Below are 16,001 nucleotides of genomic sequence, written 5' to 3'. Positions count from 1 at the left end.
CAAAGCACCCGTATCAAAACCCGTCCTGGGCTCCGCGTCGACTCCCTGGCCAAAACGGTCAGTTGATGGGCACCACGCAGACGCACGCGGAGGTTCCATCACACGCCAGTCCCGAGCCATTGCGGCACGACAGGCCGGTGCAGCACGGGTTGCCCTGCGTGCACGCCTGGCCGCTGGACGAGCAGGTAGACCCCATCTCGCAGGTGCCCACGTTGCTGCCCAGGGGGACGCTGCAGCTCAGGCCCGTGCAGCAGTCCGCGTTGGTGGTGCAGACGCCCGTCTGGGGCTGGCAGGCGGCCGGAGCGGTGCACTTGCTTCCGGAGCAGATGGCCGAGCAGCACTGCGAGCCGCTGGTGCAGGTGGCACCGTTGGCCGAGCAGGTGCCGCCCGAGCCACCGTCCGAGGTACCGCCCGTCCCGCCGTCCGCCGCCGTGCCGCCATCCGTGGTCCCCGGTCCCGGGGTGAAGGGCACCTGGCAGGCCTTGGTCAGCTCCGAGGTGGCGAGGCACTCGGTGCCCGGGCAGCAGCTGGTGCCCGCGTCCCCATCGCACGACGTGCCCAGCGCGCCGCACGTACCGCCCGTGCCGCCATCCGCGCCGCTGCCCGTGCCCGGAACCTGACACTTCAGCACGCCCGTCGAGTCCGGAATGCACAGCGAGCCGGTGCAGCACTGATCCGTGAACTGGCAGCTGTTGCCCGTCTTGATGCAGCAGTTGGGGTCCGTCGAGGTGTAACCGTCGGGGCACTTGGTGCTGCCGCCGCCGAAGCAGCGCGGCACGCCGGAGGAGTCCACCTTGCAGACGTCCTTCTGGCCGTCGCAGCAGTTCTGCGAGGCGTTGATGTTGATGACGCCGCCGTCGGGCAGCTTGCCCGCGCCACAGATGTTGCCCGTGCCGTTGCAGCTCACGCCGTTGTCGCAGCGGCCGTCCGAGCAATGGACCTTGCTGAAGGCGTCGGCGCCGCAGCAGAAGGGGTCACCGGTGCAGAAGTTGCCCGTCAGCTTGCAGCCTCCCACGGGCTGGCAGACGGTCCCGCCGTAGCCAAGGTCCACGCAGGTGCGCGAGCAGCAGCCGGAGCCGCCGGAGCACGGGTTGCCGTCCTGGGTGCAGCCACCGCCACCACCGCCGGTCACGTTCAGGCAACGGCCGACGCCCCCATCATTCACGGAGCAGGCGTTACCGCAGCACTCCACGTTCCGGGTGCAGATGTCGCCGTTGGCGGCGCAGGTGTAGGAGCGGGTGCAGACGCCGTTCTGGCAGTTCTGCGAGCAGCACTCGGCCGAGGCCGAGCAGGACTGGCCGAGCACGTCGCACGTGGACGAGGTGTTCGGGACCGGGGCGCACTTGCCGCCAGTGCACGTCCTGGTGCAGCACTGCTCGGCGGTGGAGCACGTGGCGCCCACGTCCTGGCACAGGGTGGTGGCGCACTTGCCGCCGATGCACGAGTTGCTGCAGCACTCGGTGCCCACCGTGCACGTGGTACCGGCGCTGTGGCACAGGTTGTTCTGCTGGGGACACAGGCCGTCCGTCCCGCACACGCCCGTACAGCAGGCGGCGCCCTGGGTGCGAGAGCACACGGCCCCCGCGGCCACGCAGTAGGAGCCCGGGCCACCATCCAGCTCCAGCCCACTGGTGCCACCGTCCGGCAGGTTGTTGTTCACCCCGCCGTCCGGCTCGCCCGGGTTGATCACCCCGCCATCGGTGCTCGCGTCCGGAGTCGTGTTGCCGCCGCCATCGTCACCCGGAGTCGTGGTGCCGCCGTCGTCCACGACGCCGGCGTCATCCCCGGTGTGCTGCGGACCGCAGTCACAGGCGTTGACACTGAAAACCACTGCCAGGACTCCCAGCAGCAGCAACCGATTTCCTCTGATCACGAGTGACTCCCTTGGGTGACGGCCGGCCCCGGCTCACCCCCCCCAGGGGACGAGGATCCGGCCATGCCGAACACGCACCGCGATACTGCCACGGGCGAAGGGAGACTCGTCGAGGACCGTTACGGCCACGAAATACAGGTCCTCTGCAAAGCTACAGCCCCGGGGAGCCGGGGCCGTCAGTCGTCGAGCAGCTCGACGTTCCAGTACGAGGCGTCGGCCAGGTTCAGGAAGGGCAACCACTCGCGGTAGGTGATGCGGCGCGAGGCCCCGCGGAAGAAGGGCGTCCAGCGGGGCCGCACGGGCACGCGCAGCAGCTTGATCCCCGCCTGCTCCGGCGTACGCCCGCCCTTGCGCAGGTTGCAGGGCACGCACGAGCACACCACGTTCTCCCAGCTCGTCTTGCCCCCCTGGGAGCGAGGCACCACGTGATCCAGGTTCAGCTCCGAGCGCGGGAGCTGCCGGGCGCAGTACTGGCAGGTGTCGTGGTCGCGCGCGTAGATGTTGAGGCGCGAGAAGCGCACCCGGCCGCGCGGCAGGTACTCGTAGGCGGAGAGCACCACCACCCGGGGCACGCGGATGCGCCGATCGATGGTGCTGATGCTGTCGTGCGGGGCCGCGGCGCTCAACGCGGCCCAGTCCTCGAACTCATAGAGGCGGTACTGCGAGTCGATCGCCTTTGCCACCCCGAGGTACAGCAGCGAGACGGCTCGCTTCACCGAGGTGACGTGCACCGGCTGATAGTTCCGGTTCAGGACGAGAACGGCGCTGTTCAACATGGCTGCCTTCCCTGTGAGGCCGTAGCAACGGCTTCAGCGACCGGGCCAATGTCCTCCTCTGCCAGGCACCGGACGTCCATAACCACCTCGCCGTCCGAGATCCGCCCGATCACCGGAACTTCCGCCCCCCGAAGACATTCCAGGACGGCTGCTGGCTCACCAACAGTGAGGATGCAGGCGAAGGAAGGCAACCGGGCCAGGGGCATCGCTCCCCCGCCTACCTGCCCCGAAGTAGGGGCCACCCGGGCCTTGATTCCCTTCACTGTCAGGAGGGCGAGCAGCCGCTCGGCACGGGCGCTCAACACCTCCGGGGACCAGGTGAGCATCCGGTACGTGGGCACCGCCTCCGGCCGCCCGTCCCGGTAGAGCTCCAGCGTGGCCTCCAGGGCCGCCACCGTCATCTTGTCGATGCGCAATGCCCGCGTGAGGGGGTGCTTCTTGATGCGGGCCATCAGCGCGGCGCGGCCCACGATGATGCCGGCCTGGGGCCCTCCGAGCAGCTTGTCGCCGGAGAAGGCCACCACGTCGGCGCCCGCGGCCACGGTGGCCGGTACGGTGGGCTCCTCGGTGAGGCCCTCGCCAGTGAGCGGCACCAGCGCCCCCGAGCCCAGGTCCACGAACACCGGCACCCCGCGCGCGCGGCCGAGCCCGGCCAGCTCCTTCACCTCCACCTCCTCCGTGAAGCCCACCAGCGCGAAGTTGGAGCGGTGAACCTTCATCAGCACGCCGGTGTCCGGCGTGAGCGCCGACTCGTAGTCCGAACGCCGGGTGCGGTTGGTGGTGCCCACCTCCATCAGGCGCGCCCCGGACTGCGCCATCACGTCCGGCACCCGGAAGCCGCCGCCGATCTCCACCAACTCCCCGCGCGAGACAATCGCCTCGCGGCCCGCCGCCAGCGTGGCGAGCACCAGCAGCGCCGCGCCCGCGCAGTTGTTCACCACGAGCGCGTCCTCGGCCCCGGTGAGCTGGGTGAGCAGCTCCACGACGGGGGCATAGCGGCTGCCGCGCTCACCCTCGTCCAGGTCGTACTCGAGGTTGGAGTAGCCGCGCGCCACGGCGGCCACACGCGCCACGGCCTCGGGAGCCAGCGGAGCCCGGCCGAGGTTGGTGTGCAGCACCACGCCGGTAGCATTGAGCACGGGCCGCAGGTGGGGCGTCGCCAGGGTGCGCAGCGCCTCATCCACGTCCGAGTCCTCGAAGGGCCGGGGCTCGCCGCGCAGCAGCCGCCCGCGTACCCGGTCCACCGCGAGCCGCAATGCCGCCACGGCCCGGGCCCGGGGGATTCCCAACAGCCGTGCCTCCAGGGAGGGACGGCGCAGGAGCTGCTCGATGGAGGGGAGCGCTCGCAGCAGCGCGTTCTTCCCTCCGTCATTCGCCGAGGGTGTACCCACGGCCCCCAGTGTAAGGGGGCGGGGGCGCTCACGCCAGCCAGCCCGCCTGCCCTTTACTCCTGGTTCACATCACCGGCTGGCCGCCTGAAGGCTGGCCGCCTGGACGGCGGGCGCCTTGGCGGGACGGCCGTAGAGGAGCTGGTAGGTGTTGTAGGAGCGCAGCACGCGCTTGATGTAGCCGCGCGTCTCCGCGATGGGCACCTCTTCCACCCACGCGTCCAGCGGCATCCCCGGCCTGTCCGAGCGCCACCGGTCGATGGCCAGCGGGCCGGCGTTGTAGCTGCCCACCGCGAACGGGGTGTGCCCGGAGAAGCGCTTCACCAGCGAGCCCAGGTAGTGCGCGCCCAGCTTGATGTTCGTCTCTGGCTCCAGCAGCGACTGGGTCGTCACCTTCTTGAGCTTGAGCTGCCGCGCCACCGCCTGCGCCGTGGAGGGCATGAGCTGGGTGAGGCCCAGCGCGCCCGCCCACGAGAGCGCCTTCGGGTCCAACGCGCTCTCCTCGCGCATCAGCGCCTGGAGCAGATCCGGCTCCACACCGGCCGCGGCGGTGTGCTTCTCGATGAGCTCGCGGAAGGCATTGGGATACGCCACCTCCCACACCGGCCGGGTCTCCGGGGTGATGCGGCCGCTCAGGTCGCGGCGCAGCGCCACGCGGGCCACCGCATGCGCTCCGCGCTCGTCGCCGGACAGCGCCAGCATGAGCACGAGCAACCGGACGTTCTCCGACGGCAGGTTGGTGCGGTTGACGGCGAGCAGCTCCGAGGACACGGCCTCGGGGAAGCCCAGGCGCAAGAGCTCCACGGCGGCGGTGAAGTGCGGATCCTTCTCCATCGCCCCCGCGTGCATCGGCCAGGGCGCGCGGCGCTCCTGCTGGGTGAAGTCGATTTTCGACGCCACGCGCTGCATGCGCGCCGGCTCCAGCTCGCCGAGCATCGTGCGCGCCATCAGCCCGTAATAGGTGGCCGGGTGCTCCACCGCGAGGTTCTCGAAGAGCTCCGCGGCGGTCTTCGCGTCGCCCTTGTCCTGGAGGGTGCGCGCCCTCCAGTACCGTGCGCGCTCGAAGTCGTACGTCTCGTCCGCGTCGGCGAAGCGCTTCTCGATCTCCTCGAGCATGGGCAGCCCACCGTCCGCGGCCTTCAGCGTGCGGGAGATCCAGAAGTCCTTGAAGAGCGCCTCGCCGAGGAAGTCGCCCTGGGGGTAGAGCTTCGCGACTTCCTCGAGCCGCTGCGAGGCCAGCTCCAGGCGGCCCGTCTTCACGTAGAGGTCCGCGGCGTAGAAGAGCGCGTCGTCGGCGAAGGAGTGCTCCGGGAACTCACGGGCGAGCCGCTCGTACGTCTCGGGGCCCTTCTCCTGGTCCACGATGGAGCGCGAGGAGCCGAGCACGTAGAGGGCGCGCGGCAGCAAGTCCTTGTCCTGGCACTTCTCCACCACGGGGGTGAGCGTGGAGATGGCCTTCGAGTGCTGACGCTCCTTGCGCATGCCCTTGCCGTAGGCGAAGTGCGCGCGGCAGGCGAGCGCGTCCGGCAGCTTGAGCTTGGGCAGCAGCGGCTCGAGCACCTGGAGGCCCTGGCTGTTGCGGTTGAGCTCGATGAGCTGCTCGCCGCGCACCACCTTCATGTCCAGCGGCGCCTGCTGGCCCTTGAGGCGCTTCTCGGCCTGCTGGGCCAGGGGCGTGAGCGGATGGCCGGCCCACAGGCGCCAGAGGAACTCGCGCTCGCGCGTCTTGTCCTTCTTCTCAGCGGCGATGTCGGCGCTGGCCATGAGGGCCTCGGCCGCCACGTTGCGGCCCCAGGACGGCGAGGCGCGGCTGACCAGCGGCTCGAGCGCGGCGAGCGCGGCCTCGGTGTCCTTGGCCTTGCGCAGCACGCGGCCGAGCGCCAGGCGGGCATCGGCGTACAGCCGGGAGGAGTCGGGCACCTGGGCGAGCAGCACGGCCGAATCGGCGAAGCGCCCGAGCGACTCGAGGGCCACGCCCGCATGGGTGAGGCAGCGGTCGCGCAGCGCGGGGTAGTCCTCGGCCAGGGAGGTCATCTCCTCGGCGGCGCGCTTGTCGTCCCCGGCGCGCACGGCGCTCAGGGCGCGCAGGTAGCGCACGGGCAGCGCGCCTCCCTCCTTCTCCAGCAGCTCGCGGGCGCGCGAGTAGAAGCCCTTGTCGAAGGCCTCCTTGGCCTCCTTGAGCTTGCCCTGGCCGAAGTACGGGGACAGGTCGTCCAGGCCGTAGCCGCGGCCCTTGAAGAGCCTGGGCTGCGCGGGCGCGGGAGGCGGCGGATCCGGGAACGCCGGATTGAGCACCTCCACGTACCCGGGGGGCACGAGGACCTTCTCCGAGTCGGGAGGCGGAGAGAGCTGGGCCTCGGACGGGGCGCTGCCCGTCAGGGCCTGGGGAGCCGCGGAGGGCTCCTCGGAGAGCGGCGCCTGGGCGAAGGCCAGCGAGGTGGCGGCGGCGGCGGCGGCGAGCAGGGGAACGAAGGCTTTCATGGGGGAAGGGTGCTCAGGTGATGCGCCCGGGCAGCCTCAGAGACAACTGGAAGCAGGGAAAAAATTTCCACGAACGAACGGAGGTTAGACTGTCCACCACGCATGGACATCCGGACACAGAGCGCGCTCCTCGCATCCATCATCGGGCTGGCGCTCGGGGTTTCCATGTTGTTGAGGGCGCAACGCCCCAGGGTGCTCACGCTCTACTCCGTCTTCGCGTTGACGGTGGGCGGGTACTACCTCTCCAGCTTCTTCCACAGCCTGTTCGCGCGCGGAGAGTACCCGTGGGTGACGCGAGTGGCGGTGGGTGCCGCCATTCTACTGGCTTCGCTGGTTCCGGGCGCGGCAGTCGCCTTCTTCCTCGAATTCCTGGGGGTGAGCAAGGGTACTCACCTGCTCGGCCGGCGGCTCGCTGTCCTCTCGGCCATCTTCGGTCTGGCGGTTGCGGTGTCGCCTCTGGCACAGAACCGTTGGGCCCGGGTGGCCATGGGCGCCTGGGTGCTCGGCGCCCTGCTGGCCTCGGTCTCGTTGCTGCTCCGACGGGTGAGCACCACCGAGTCGCGCATCGAACGGTTGCGCCTGACGTACCTGGCCACCGGCGCGGGGGCGGCCATCCTCTTCACCGCGCTCGACCTGCTGGAGCGCTACGGGCTGCCCTTCCCCACCCTGGGCCCGGTCTTCACCACGCTCTACCTCTTCTTCCTGGCCCAGACGCTGCTGCGGCTGCGGCTGATGGACCTGCACGAGCTGCTGGGGAAGATCGCCTCGCAGACGGTGCTGGCCACCATCCTGGCCGCCGTCTTCACCCTGCTCACGGTGTGGGTGGACGAGAACAACACCTCGCTCTTCGTCTTCAACACGGTGGTGGCGGCCTTCGTGGTGCTCATCCTCCTGGAGCCCCTGCGGGTGAAGGTGGAGGAGCAGGTGGTGGCCATCTTCTTCCGCGAGCGCTTCGAGCTGCTGCGGGTGCTCGGCAACGCGCGCGCGAGGATGGCGGGCATCATCGAGATCTCCGAGCTGGCGCGGATGGTGCTGGACGCGCTGCACGAGTCGGGACGCATCACCCACGCCTCGCTGTACCTGCTCGCGGAGGACCGGCCGGGCTACCGGCTGCTGGACGCGCGAGGGCCGGTGCCGGTGAGCTTCCTGGACACGGGCGCGGCGCGCGGCGTGCTGTTCGCGGTGGCCTCGGGACAGAAGGCGGTGCTGCTGGAGAACGTGGAGCGGCGCAGCGCGGTGATGCGGCAGCAGGCCGTGGAGGGCAAGCGCTTCCGCGACGAGCTCAAGCGGCTCAACGACACGCGCGCGGCGCTCCTGCAGATGAAGGCCGGCATCACCGTGCCGCTGCTGGGCAATGACCGGGTCATCGGCTTCCTCAACCTGTGGGACGAGCGAGTGCCAGAGGCCTATGCCTCGGACGAGATCGCCCTCATCCTGGAGGTGGCCGAGCGGCTGGCGACGGCGCTGGAGAACTCGAAGCTGTACGAGAAGATCCGCGAGCGCGACCGCCTGGCGGCGCTGGGCGAGATGGCGGCGGGCCTGGCGCATGAAATCCGCAACCCGCTGGGTGCCATCAAGGGCGCGGCGCAGTGCCTGGATCCCAAGCGGCTGCCCGGTGAGGAGGGCGAGTTCGTGGAGGTCATCGTCGAGGAGGTCAACCGCCTCAACGGGGTGGTGTCGGCGTTCCTCGACTACTCGCGCCCGCTGAAGCAGACCTTCGGCCCCACGGATTTGAACGAGGTGGTGACGCGCACGGTGCGGCTCATCCAGAACGAGCTGCCCTCGAGCATCGGGCTCGAGGTGGAGCAGGAGGAGTCCCTGCCGCGCGTGGAGGCGGACGCCGAGCAGCTCAAGCAGGTGCTCATCAACCTGGTGCAGAACGCGATGCAGGCGATGGGCGACGCCGGGGGAGTCATCACGGTGAAGACGCTGCGGCCGGATCGCTTCACGGACTTCCGGTCCGCGGGAGACGCGTCCGTGGAGCTGCACGTGACGGACACGGGCCCGGGGATTCCGCAGGAGGAGCAGCAGCACATCTTCGTGCCCTTCTACACGACGAAGCAGAAGGGCACGGGGCTGGGGCTGGCCATCTGCCAGCGCATCGTGAAGAACCACGGCGGGACGCTGTCGGTGCAGAGCAAGCCGGGAGAGGGCGCCACGTTCATCATCCGCCTGCCCGCGCCTCCGTCCGAGCCCGTGCAGTTGCCCGAGCCGGTCATCGTGGATGGGACGCCCTTCCCCGCCACCAGGCCCGCCGAGGCCGTGCCGCCGGAAGGCGGTGCACCGGAACCCACCCCGCCGCCGAAACCCGAGCGCAAGCCGAAGCGCGAGAAAAAGCGCCGCGCGAGCTGAAACCACCTGGGCGAGTGAGAACTGACGGGGGTACTCTCCCCCTCCCCCTCCCACCGAGGCGGACGTGGTGCGGCAGCTGCGCTCCCGTCGGCGCCAGCCCGGTGGAACCCCGGCTCACCCCGCTCGTGCGCTGAGCCCTCGCGACGTCCACCACCCGACGTATCGCGTCGCTTCACGGCTGCACTCGGGTTGCGTAACACCTTCGAGACGCAGATTTTCTCACTTCCTCACCCCTCAGGATAAACCTGTATTCCCATTTTTCATCGATATTTGTTTGACCACAAGTAACCTGGGTTTCCCCCATTCCCTCACAGACCGTGATGGGGAGTGAAAAGGAGAAGCGCATGTCCTCTCGTTCCCTGCTGTCCTGTGCCGTGGCCGCCGCTGCCCTCGTGGGCGGAAATGCCGCCGCCAGCACCATCAACCAGAGCACCTCGTGGACCATCACCCGCTCGGGCGCGACCTCGACCTACCGGGTCGTGGCCTACGGTGACTCCATCTACGCCGGCTACAACGGCGACCTCTTCAGCGTCGGCAAGCGCGCCGCCCCGCTCGTGGACGGCGAGTACCTGTCCACGAAGTGGAACGCCAACATGGAGGTCATCCGCCGCACCAAGTCCGGCGCCGTGGCCAGCGACATCTACAACAACAAGATCATCTCCGAGCGCTCGTACATGCAGTCGAGCAACACCCGCGTGGTGACCTTCGAGATGTGCGGCAACGACTATCTCCAGGCGCGCTCGGCCTTCCAGGATCAGACGGGCACCTGCAGCTACGCGGGCCTCGACACCGCCCTGGCCAACTGCACCTCGTACACGGAGAAGGCCATGCAGGCCATCAACCAGTACGCGACCACGGCCAAGGTGAAGGTCGTCTCCACCATCTACTATCCCGGCTTCGACGCGGACAACGTGCTCACCAACTGCACGGACTCCACCACCGGCACGAAGATCAACACGCGCACCAAATTCATCCCCTACCTCGCCAAGAGCAACTGGCGCACCTGCAACCTCGCGGAGAAGTACGGCTTCAAGTGCGCCGACTCGTTCGCCGAGTTCATGGGCGCCGACTACGACTCCAACGGTGACGGGCAGCTCGACCGCGACGCCCTCCGCTACCGCTCGGGCGAGACCGAGGCCGACTACGTCACCCGCATCACCAGCACCCTCTTCTCCACCCTGCGCGACGCCAACAGCCACTTCGCCGGCTCGGCCGTCAGCTACGACTACATCCAGTCGGACAACACCCACCCCACCTACTACTCCTCGTCCACCATCGGCCTGAACTGGTTCACCGGCAATGGCTCGGGCTCGGGCGCCGCGAGCTTCCTCAACGCCCAGATCGTCAACGGCCAGAACCCCGAGTGGAACAAGTCGGGCCACGAGAAGATGGGCTGGACGATCTCCACCCTCGATCCCACCACCCCGTGAGCCTCGGGCGCCTCACCAGTCGATGAACTGCGCCATGATCGCGGCGAAGCCCCCGAAGTAGAGCAGCAGCCAGGCGATCTCCGCGAACCGCCGCACGCCCCGCGCGTGCGGCGGGGAGATCCACGCCCCCACGAGCGACACCAGCTCGGCGAGCACCCGCCACGGCGTGGCGAACAGCACGAGCGCCGACGTGAGCGCGGCCCAATAGGTGAAGAAGCTGCGCAGGTACGGCCCGAGCCCCTGCATGTGGTACTGCGCGAACGGCCCACCAAAGGTGATGCGCTGGTTGAGCTGGAACACGATGGTGCCCGTCACCAGCGGGAACAGCACGAGCTCGAGCACCCGGAAGTACCAGCGCCGGTGGAAGCTCGTGGCCCGTGCGTGCGCGAAGGCGGCGAGCGGATGCCGCGTCTCCACCGGGAGCGTGGGGTTCTCGCGGGCAATGGCCTCCAGCAGGGGCCGGGGATCCGCCACCTGCGGGGAGTACTGGAAGGTGCGCCCCGACTTCATCCGCAACGACAGGCCCGCTCCCGGCAACAGCAGCCGCCAGACGCGGATGGACTCCACCGAGCTCACGGGAATCTCGAAGCGATCGCCGCGGCGCTCCAGCACGAACCGCGAGGGCTCGACGGAGAAGGTCGCGGCGGAGAGCCAGCGGGTGAGCTGGAGGAGGCCGTACAGGACGAGCGCGAGCCCCACGAGCCACCCCGCCAGGACGGGCGGCGTGGGATTCGCCGCGCCGGTGAAGGTGAAGCTGAACACGAGGTACGAGGCCAGCAGCAGGTCCGCGGCGATCACCCCCTGGAACACGGCACTGAGGAGCCGCGGCGCCAGCGCGTAGGCACGGACGTGGAAGCTCGGGGCAACGGCCTGACCAGCGGCGGAGGTCTCGGCGGGCGCATCGGCAGCGTGCATGGGATTCACTGGGAGCAGGAGTCTTCCACCAGGTACCCCGGCGGATTGCCCGGGCAGCAGGGGGCCCGTAGCATACGAGGCCCGAGAACGAACAGGGGCCACAATGGGTTCGCAGCCTCCCAATCCCGAGCGGCGCATCGACCGCGACGGCGTCACGCACATCCAGAAGAAGCGCGCGGGCGGCGGCATGTGGATCGTCGGGCTGGCGCTCGGCTTCACCGTCGTCTGCCTGCTCCTGAGTGCCTGGCTCGTGTCCTCGCCGGACCCCGTGCCGGTCTCCGAGGCGCCTCCGCCCGTGAGGCTCGCCGAGCACTCCCCCACTCCCACGCCCGTCATCGCTCCCCGGCCCGCCCAGCCCGTGCCCCAGCAAGCCGCACCACAGCCCGCGCCCGAGGAGGCACCCGCGCCACGGGAGGCCGCACCCGCCGAGGGCATCAACCTGTTCCGCCCGGGCACCAAGCCCATCAAGCAGGGCATCATCGTGCCCGAGGACTTCCCGCTGCCTCCCGGCTACGTGCGCCACTACCAGACCACCGACAACGGTGAGCGCGTGAAGCCCATCCTCATGTTCCATCCGGACTACAAGCCGGTGGACTCGAATGGCCAGCCCGTCGAGCTGCCCTCGAACCGCGTCGTCCCGCCCGAGCTGGCGCCCCCGGGCATGCCCATCGAGATCCTCGAGGTGCCCGAGGGTCCCGAGGGTGTGGAGCCCATTCCATGAGCCCACGTGCCGCACGCGCGCGACATCTGGCGCTCCTGCTGCTCGGCATCGCGGGCACCACGGGACTGGTGTGGCTCTTCAGCCTCTTCGATGCACGCTGGGTGGCCGTCGGCTGGGTGGCGCTCGTGCCCTGGTTGCTGGCGCTGGACCACGTCTCCTCCAAGCGCGAGGCCGTGCTCGCGGGCGCGGCGCTGGGCATCGGCTTCACCGGGACCGTCTTCGGGTGGTTCCCCGGGTCCATCCAGAGCTACTCGCAGGCACCCATGGCGGTGTGCTGGCTCGGCTTCCTGCTCCTGGCGCCCTTCATGGAGTTGCAGTTCATCACCTTCGCGATGGCGCGCTGCCACCTGCGGCGCACCGTCCCGGAGGGCCCCTGGGCCTTCTGGCGCATCACCCTCACGGGCGCGCTCGTGTACGTGGGCACCGAGTGGCTGTGCCCCAAGCTCTTCGCCGTCACGCTCGGGCAGGGCTTCTACGGCTCCGAGCGCCTACGCCAGGGCGCGGACATCGCCGGCACGCACGGGCTCACGTTCGTCATCATCATCGCCAATGAGTGCATTCTCGCGGCCGGGAAGGCACTCGCGGCCCATGGACTCCGCGAGGGAACGCGGCGCGCGCTGGCGCCCCTGGCCGTGCTGGCGGTGCTCGTGCTGGGCGGGCTCGGGTACGGGCAGCTCCGCCTCCAGCAGGTGGCCGCGCACGAGGCGAAGCAGCCGGCGCTCGTGGTGGGCGTCGTGCAGGCGAACATCACCAGGTACGAGAAGCTCGCGGCGGAGCTGGGCACGTACGACGTGGTCCGGATGATCCTGGACACGCACTACAAGCTCTCGGCCGAGCTGCTCCAGAACCGCAAGGTGGATCTGCTCGTCTGGCCCGAGACGGTGTACCCGACCACCTTCGGCACGCCCAAGAGCGAGGCCGGCGCCGAGTTCGACGCGGAGATCAGCGACTTCGTCTCGCGCAGCCGCGTCCCGCTCCTCTTCGGCACGTACGACCTGGAGCAGGAGCGCGAGTACAACGCCGCCATGTTCCTGGGCCTGGGCAAGGACGGGACGCTGGCGCGCTCGGCGTACCGCAAGACGATGCTCTTCCCGCTCACCGAGTGGGTCCCCGAGCTGATCGACTCGCCGAAGCTGCGCGAGTGGATGCCCTGGACGGGCTACTGGAAGCGCGGGCCCGGGCCGCGGGCCTTGTCGCTCCCGCTGCGCGAGGGCCGCTCGCTCACCATCGCGCCGCTCATCTGCTACGAGTCCATCTTCCCCGGCTACGTCGCCGAGGAGGCGCGCCGGGGCGCCGAGCTCATCGTCACGCTGTCCAATGACTCGTGGTTCTCGGGGACGCCGGCGCCGAAGCAGCACCTGATGCAGGCGGTGTTTCGCAGCATCGAGACGCGGCTGCCGCAGGTGCGCGTCACCAACTCGGGCATCTCCGCGCTCATCAGCCCCACGGGCGAGGTGCTCACCGAGGTACCCGACGACCACCGGGGCAGCGTGGCCATGACGGTCCCCCCGAGCCCGCACCTGTTCTCGCTCATGGTGGCCTGGGGTGACTGGCTCCGGCCCACCGCGCTGCTGCTGAGCGGGGTACTGCTCCTCGGGCCCTCGCTGCGGTCGCGGCGCAAGGCGGCCCGGACGGCATCCGCCTGACGTTCCGCCTGGCGCTCGGCTCAGTGGCTCGCGGCGTGGGCCTCGACCTGCTGCCACACGCGGAAGACGTTGCCCGAGGCGATCTTCTCGAGGTCCGCCTCGCTGTAGCCGCGCTCGAGCAGGATGCGGAAGAGGTTCGGGTACTGGGACACGTCCTTGAGTCCGATGGGCAGCGAGGGGCCCACGCCATCGAAGTCCGAGCCGAGCCCCACGTGGTCGATGCCCACCAGCTTCACCACGTGATCGATGTGATCGGCCACGTCCTCCACCCGGGCCAGGGGCGCCGGATGCTCGCGCAGATAGGACTGAACGAACGTCTTCATCTCGGGGCTCTCGCGGGTCAGCCCGTGCTGCTCCTGGTAGGCCTGGGCATTCCTGGTGAGCTCCTGCTCGTAGGTGTGCGTGGCCTGGATGAGGAAGGCGGAGCCGAAGTTGATCATCACCACCCCACCCCTGGCGGCCACGGCGCGGATGAGCTCGTCGCTGATGTTGCGCGCGAAGCCGGGCGTGAAGTGCCGGCACGAGGAGTGCGAGGCGATGACGGGCACCTGGCTCAGCTCCACCGCCTGGCGGATGGCGTCATCCGAGAGGTGCGCGACATCCACCATGATGCCCACGCGGTTCATCTCGGCCACGACCTGCCTGCCGAAGGGGCTGAGGCCATTCCAGGTGGGCTTGCCCTCGTTGAAGGAGGAATCGCTGATCTGATTGTCCTTGGAGTGCGTGAGGGTGATGTAGCGCACGCCGCGCTGCTGGAAGTGGGCGACGTTCTCCAGCTTGTCCTCGATGGCGGAGCCGTTCTCGATGCCGAGCGCGAAGGAGATCTTGCCCGCCTGCGCGTTGCGCCGGGCCTCCTCGAGCGAGCGGGCCATGGCGAACTTGTCGGGGGAACGGGCGGCGATCTTCTCCATCATGTCGATCAGCGCGTCCGCCAGCGCCTTCGAAGCCCCGGGCTTCTGCTGAAGGTCGGCGGGGATGTAGATGGACATGAAGGGCACATCGAGCCCGCCCTCCAGGGCGCGCGGGTAGTCGAAGTCGCCCTCGGCGGTGCGCTGAGAAATATCCTCGGTGGGCTCACCATCCGGCCCCAGCTTCTCGTGGAGGCGGTAGGGCACGTCGACATGGCCATCGGCGATGACGAAGCGCTTCGCGAGCGCGCGGCCACGCTCGGCGAGGTCCGTGGAGGAAGGGGTCTGCGGGACGTTCGTGCCGTGGGTGCAGGCCGAGGCCGCGAGCAGGACGAGGCTGAGCAAAGCGGGGGTTGATCTCATGGCCCCCCGCTTAGCGCACCAGCGCGGACCCATGCCATCTCGGCAGGCGGCTAGACGAGCGGTGGGCCGGGTCCCCTGTCCTGAACCTCCAGGCGGTGAGGAAGGGTGGCATGAATAAACCGGGCCCATGAACGTCCTCGAATGGAGCCCTGGTTGAGGGAGATGACTTCGATGACTCCTCGATGGTTGGTGTGTCTGGTTTTTGGTCTGGCGACCCCGGTGGTGCAGGCGCAGACGGCCCCGGTCCCAGCGCAGGATTCCGAGTACTACGCCGAGAACGCGGATGCGGAGGACCTGGAGCCCATGGCGCCCTCCCCGCCTCCGGCCCTGCCCGCGGAGACGCCGACGCCGCGCCCCTTCGCCGATGCGGTGTGGACCTCGGGACATTGGTACTGGGACGGCGGCGAGTGGCGCTTCAAGCCCGGGGCGTGGATCGCTCGGATGCAGGGCTATCAGTTCGTCAACGGCTACTGGGAGCAGGACGGAGACGCCTGGCGCTGGATCTCCGGTGGCTGGGCGCGCAATGGCTCGACGGAGGTGGAGATTCCCATCGACGTGAGCGGCGAGGAGGTCGCGACGACCCAGGCGCCGCCCCAGCTCCGGGCGGAGACTCCGCCGCCCGCGCCCGCCTCGAACCTCACGTGGGCGCCCGGTTACTGGTACTGGAACGGCGCCGCGTGGGACTGGGTCGAGGGCAGTTGGGTGGCTCCTCCCGAGCCCAACATGGTCTTCATCGCACCGAGATGGGTGCGGCGAGGCCCCTCGTGGATCTTCGTGGATGGGGGCTGGGGGCTGCGCGGCTCGGTGCGGGTCGTCGTTCCGGTGTACCGGCACGCGGGCATCGCCGTGCGCTGGGGGCACCCCAACTACTTCTTCCACACCTGGCGGCGCTACCCGATGGTGCACCGCTACTACGGAAGCTGGCGAGCACCCGCCCCGTACCGTCCGCATTACCGCGGCGGCCCCCGCTACCACGACGCGAGCCCCGTCCATGAGAACCACGGGGGCGGTTGGGGTGGCCACGGAGGCAACCACGAGGGTGGCGGGGGTGGCCACGGTGGAAACAATGGAGGCGGCCACGGGGGTGGCCATGGCGGTGGCCACGGGGGTGGTCGGCATCACCGGTAGAACTTCGCGGGCGGGAGGCG

General features: G+C 69.5%; 11 protein-coding genes. 5 read left to right on the top strand and 6 right to left on the bottom strand.

Translation table 11 applies throughout. The annotated features are described in order from the left end of the window. Positions 1-58: 58 nt before the first annotated feature. From ACJ8AN_RS07695 to ACJ8AN_RS07680, 4 genes are all read right to left on the bottom strand, one after another. Positions 59-1,873, bottom strand: a complete 1,815-nt coding sequence (locus ACJ8AN_RS07695; RefSeq protein ID WP_407754595.1) for a hypothetical protein — start codon at positions 1,871-1,873, stop codon at positions 59-61. A gap of 176 nt (positions 1,874-2,049) precedes the next feature. After that, on the bottom strand, positions 2,050-2,649 hold the full coding sequence (locus tag ACJ8AN_RS07690; RefSeq protein ID WP_407754594.1) for an HNH endonuclease: 600 nt from the start codon (positions 2,647-2,649) through the stop codon (positions 2,050-2,052). After that, a complete protein-coding gene (gene selA, locus ACJ8AN_RS07685; RefSeq protein ID WP_407754593.1) occupies positions 2,643-4,040 on the bottom strand; it encodes an L-seryl-tRNA(Sec) selenium transferase in 1,398 nt (465 codons plus the stop codon). The genes ACJ8AN_RS07690 and selA overlap by 7 nt, the downstream gene beginning before the upstream one ends. A gap of 69 nt (positions 4,041-4,109) precedes the next feature. Beyond that, a complete protein-coding gene (locus ACJ8AN_RS07680) occupies positions 4,110-6,518 on the bottom strand; it encodes a transglycosylase SLT domain-containing protein (protein ID WP_407754592.1) in 2,409 nt (802 codons plus the stop codon). 102 nt (positions 6,519-6,620) lie between these two features. Between ACJ8AN_RS07680 and ACJ8AN_RS07675 the strand changes: the two genes are divergently transcribed. Both ACJ8AN_RS07675 and ACJ8AN_RS07670 read left to right on the top strand, forming a co-directional pair. Next, positions 6,621-8,870, top strand: a complete 2,250-nt coding sequence (locus tag ACJ8AN_RS07675) for an ATP-binding protein (protein ID WP_407754591.1) — start codon at positions 6,621-6,623, stop codon at positions 8,868-8,870. Between the two features lie 344 nt (positions 8,871-9,214). Continuing rightward, positions 9,215-10,300, top strand: a complete 1,086-nt coding sequence (locus ACJ8AN_RS07670; RefSeq protein ID WP_407754590.1) for an SGNH/GDSL hydrolase family protein — start codon at positions 9,215-9,217, stop codon at positions 10,298-10,300. A 12-nt stretch (positions 10,301-10,312) separates the two neighbouring features. Here ACJ8AN_RS07670 and ACJ8AN_RS07665 read toward each other — a convergent pair whose 3' ends face one another. Then, the gene (locus ACJ8AN_RS07665; RefSeq protein WP_407754589.1) at positions 10,313-11,215 is read right to left on the bottom strand and encodes a hypothetical protein; all 903 of its coding nucleotides are present in this window, start codon (positions 11,213-11,215) and stop codon (positions 10,313-10,315) included. A gap of 103 nt (positions 11,216-11,318) precedes the next feature. On the opposite strand from ACJ8AN_RS07665, the gene ACJ8AN_RS07660 reads away from it, so the two are divergent. Beyond that, positions 11,319-11,936: a hypothetical protein gene (locus ACJ8AN_RS07660; RefSeq protein ID WP_407754588.1), complete on the top strand. Its 618-nt coding sequence runs from the start codon at positions 11,319-11,321 to the stop codon at positions 11,934-11,936. Further along, complete coding sequence (gene lnt / locus ACJ8AN_RS07655) at positions 11,933-13,582, top strand: apolipoprotein N-acyltransferase (RefSeq protein WP_407754587.1); 1,650 nt, start codon at positions 11,933-11,935, stop codon at positions 13,580-13,582. The genes ACJ8AN_RS07660 and lnt overlap by 4 nt, the downstream gene beginning before the upstream one ends. A gap of 20 nt (positions 13,583-13,602) precedes the next feature. Here the strand turns inward: lnt and ACJ8AN_RS07650 are convergent, their stop codons facing one another. Then, entirely contained in the window at positions 13,603-14,835 is a 1,233-nt protein-coding gene (locus tag ACJ8AN_RS07650) for a dipeptidase (RefSeq protein WP_407754586.1), read from the bottom strand. A gap of 189 nt (positions 14,836-15,024) precedes the next feature. Here ACJ8AN_RS07650 and ACJ8AN_RS07645 point away from each other — a divergent pair, with 189 nt between their 5' ends. Beyond that, entirely contained in the window at positions 15,025-15,981 is a 957-nt protein-coding gene (locus tag ACJ8AN_RS07645; RefSeq protein ID WP_407754585.1) for a hypothetical protein, read from the top strand. The last annotated feature ends 20 nt before the right edge of the window (positions 15,982-16,001 follow it).

Source organism: Archangium sp. (assembly GCF_045802675.1).
Classification (GTDB): Bacteria; Myxococcota; Myxococcia; order Myxococcales; family Myxococcaceae; genus Archangium.
This window is presented reverse-complemented; position numbering and strand designations above follow the sequence as displayed.

Excerpts from the sequence above, each read along its gene's own strand:
- ACJ8AN_RS07670 (WP_407754590.1), top strand. The coding sequence starts at position 9,215 with ATGTCCTCTCGTTCCCTGCTGTCCTGTGCCGTGGCCGCCGCTGCCCTC.
- ACJ8AN_RS07645 (WP_407754585.1), top strand. The coding sequence starts at position 15,025 with ATGACTCCTCGATGGTTGGTGTGTCTGGTTTTTGGTCTGGCGACCCCG.
- ACJ8AN_RS07675 (WP_407754591.1), top strand. The coding sequence starts at position 6,621 with ATGGACATCCGGACACAGAGCGCGCTCCTCGCATCCATCATCGGGCTG.
- ACJ8AN_RS07690 (WP_407754594.1), bottom strand. The coding sequence starts at position 2,649 with ATGTTGAACAGCGCCGTTCTCGTCCTGAACCGGAACTATCAGCCGGTG.
- ACJ8AN_RS07660 (WP_407754588.1), top strand. The coding sequence starts at position 11,319 with ATGGGTTCGCAGCCTCCCAATCCCGAGCGGCGCATCGACCGCGACGGC.
- ACJ8AN_RS07665 (WP_407754589.1), bottom strand. The coding sequence starts at position 11,215 with ATGCACGCTGCCGATGCGCCCGCCGAGACCTCCGCCGCTGGTCAGGCC.
- ACJ8AN_RS07680 (WP_407754592.1), bottom strand. The coding sequence starts at position 6,518 with ATGAAAGCCTTCGTTCCCCTGCTCGCCGCCGCCGCCGCCGCCACCTCG.
- lnt (WP_407754587.1), top strand. The coding sequence starts at position 11,933 with ATGAGCCCACGTGCCGCACGCGCGCGACATCTGGCGCTCCTGCTGCTC.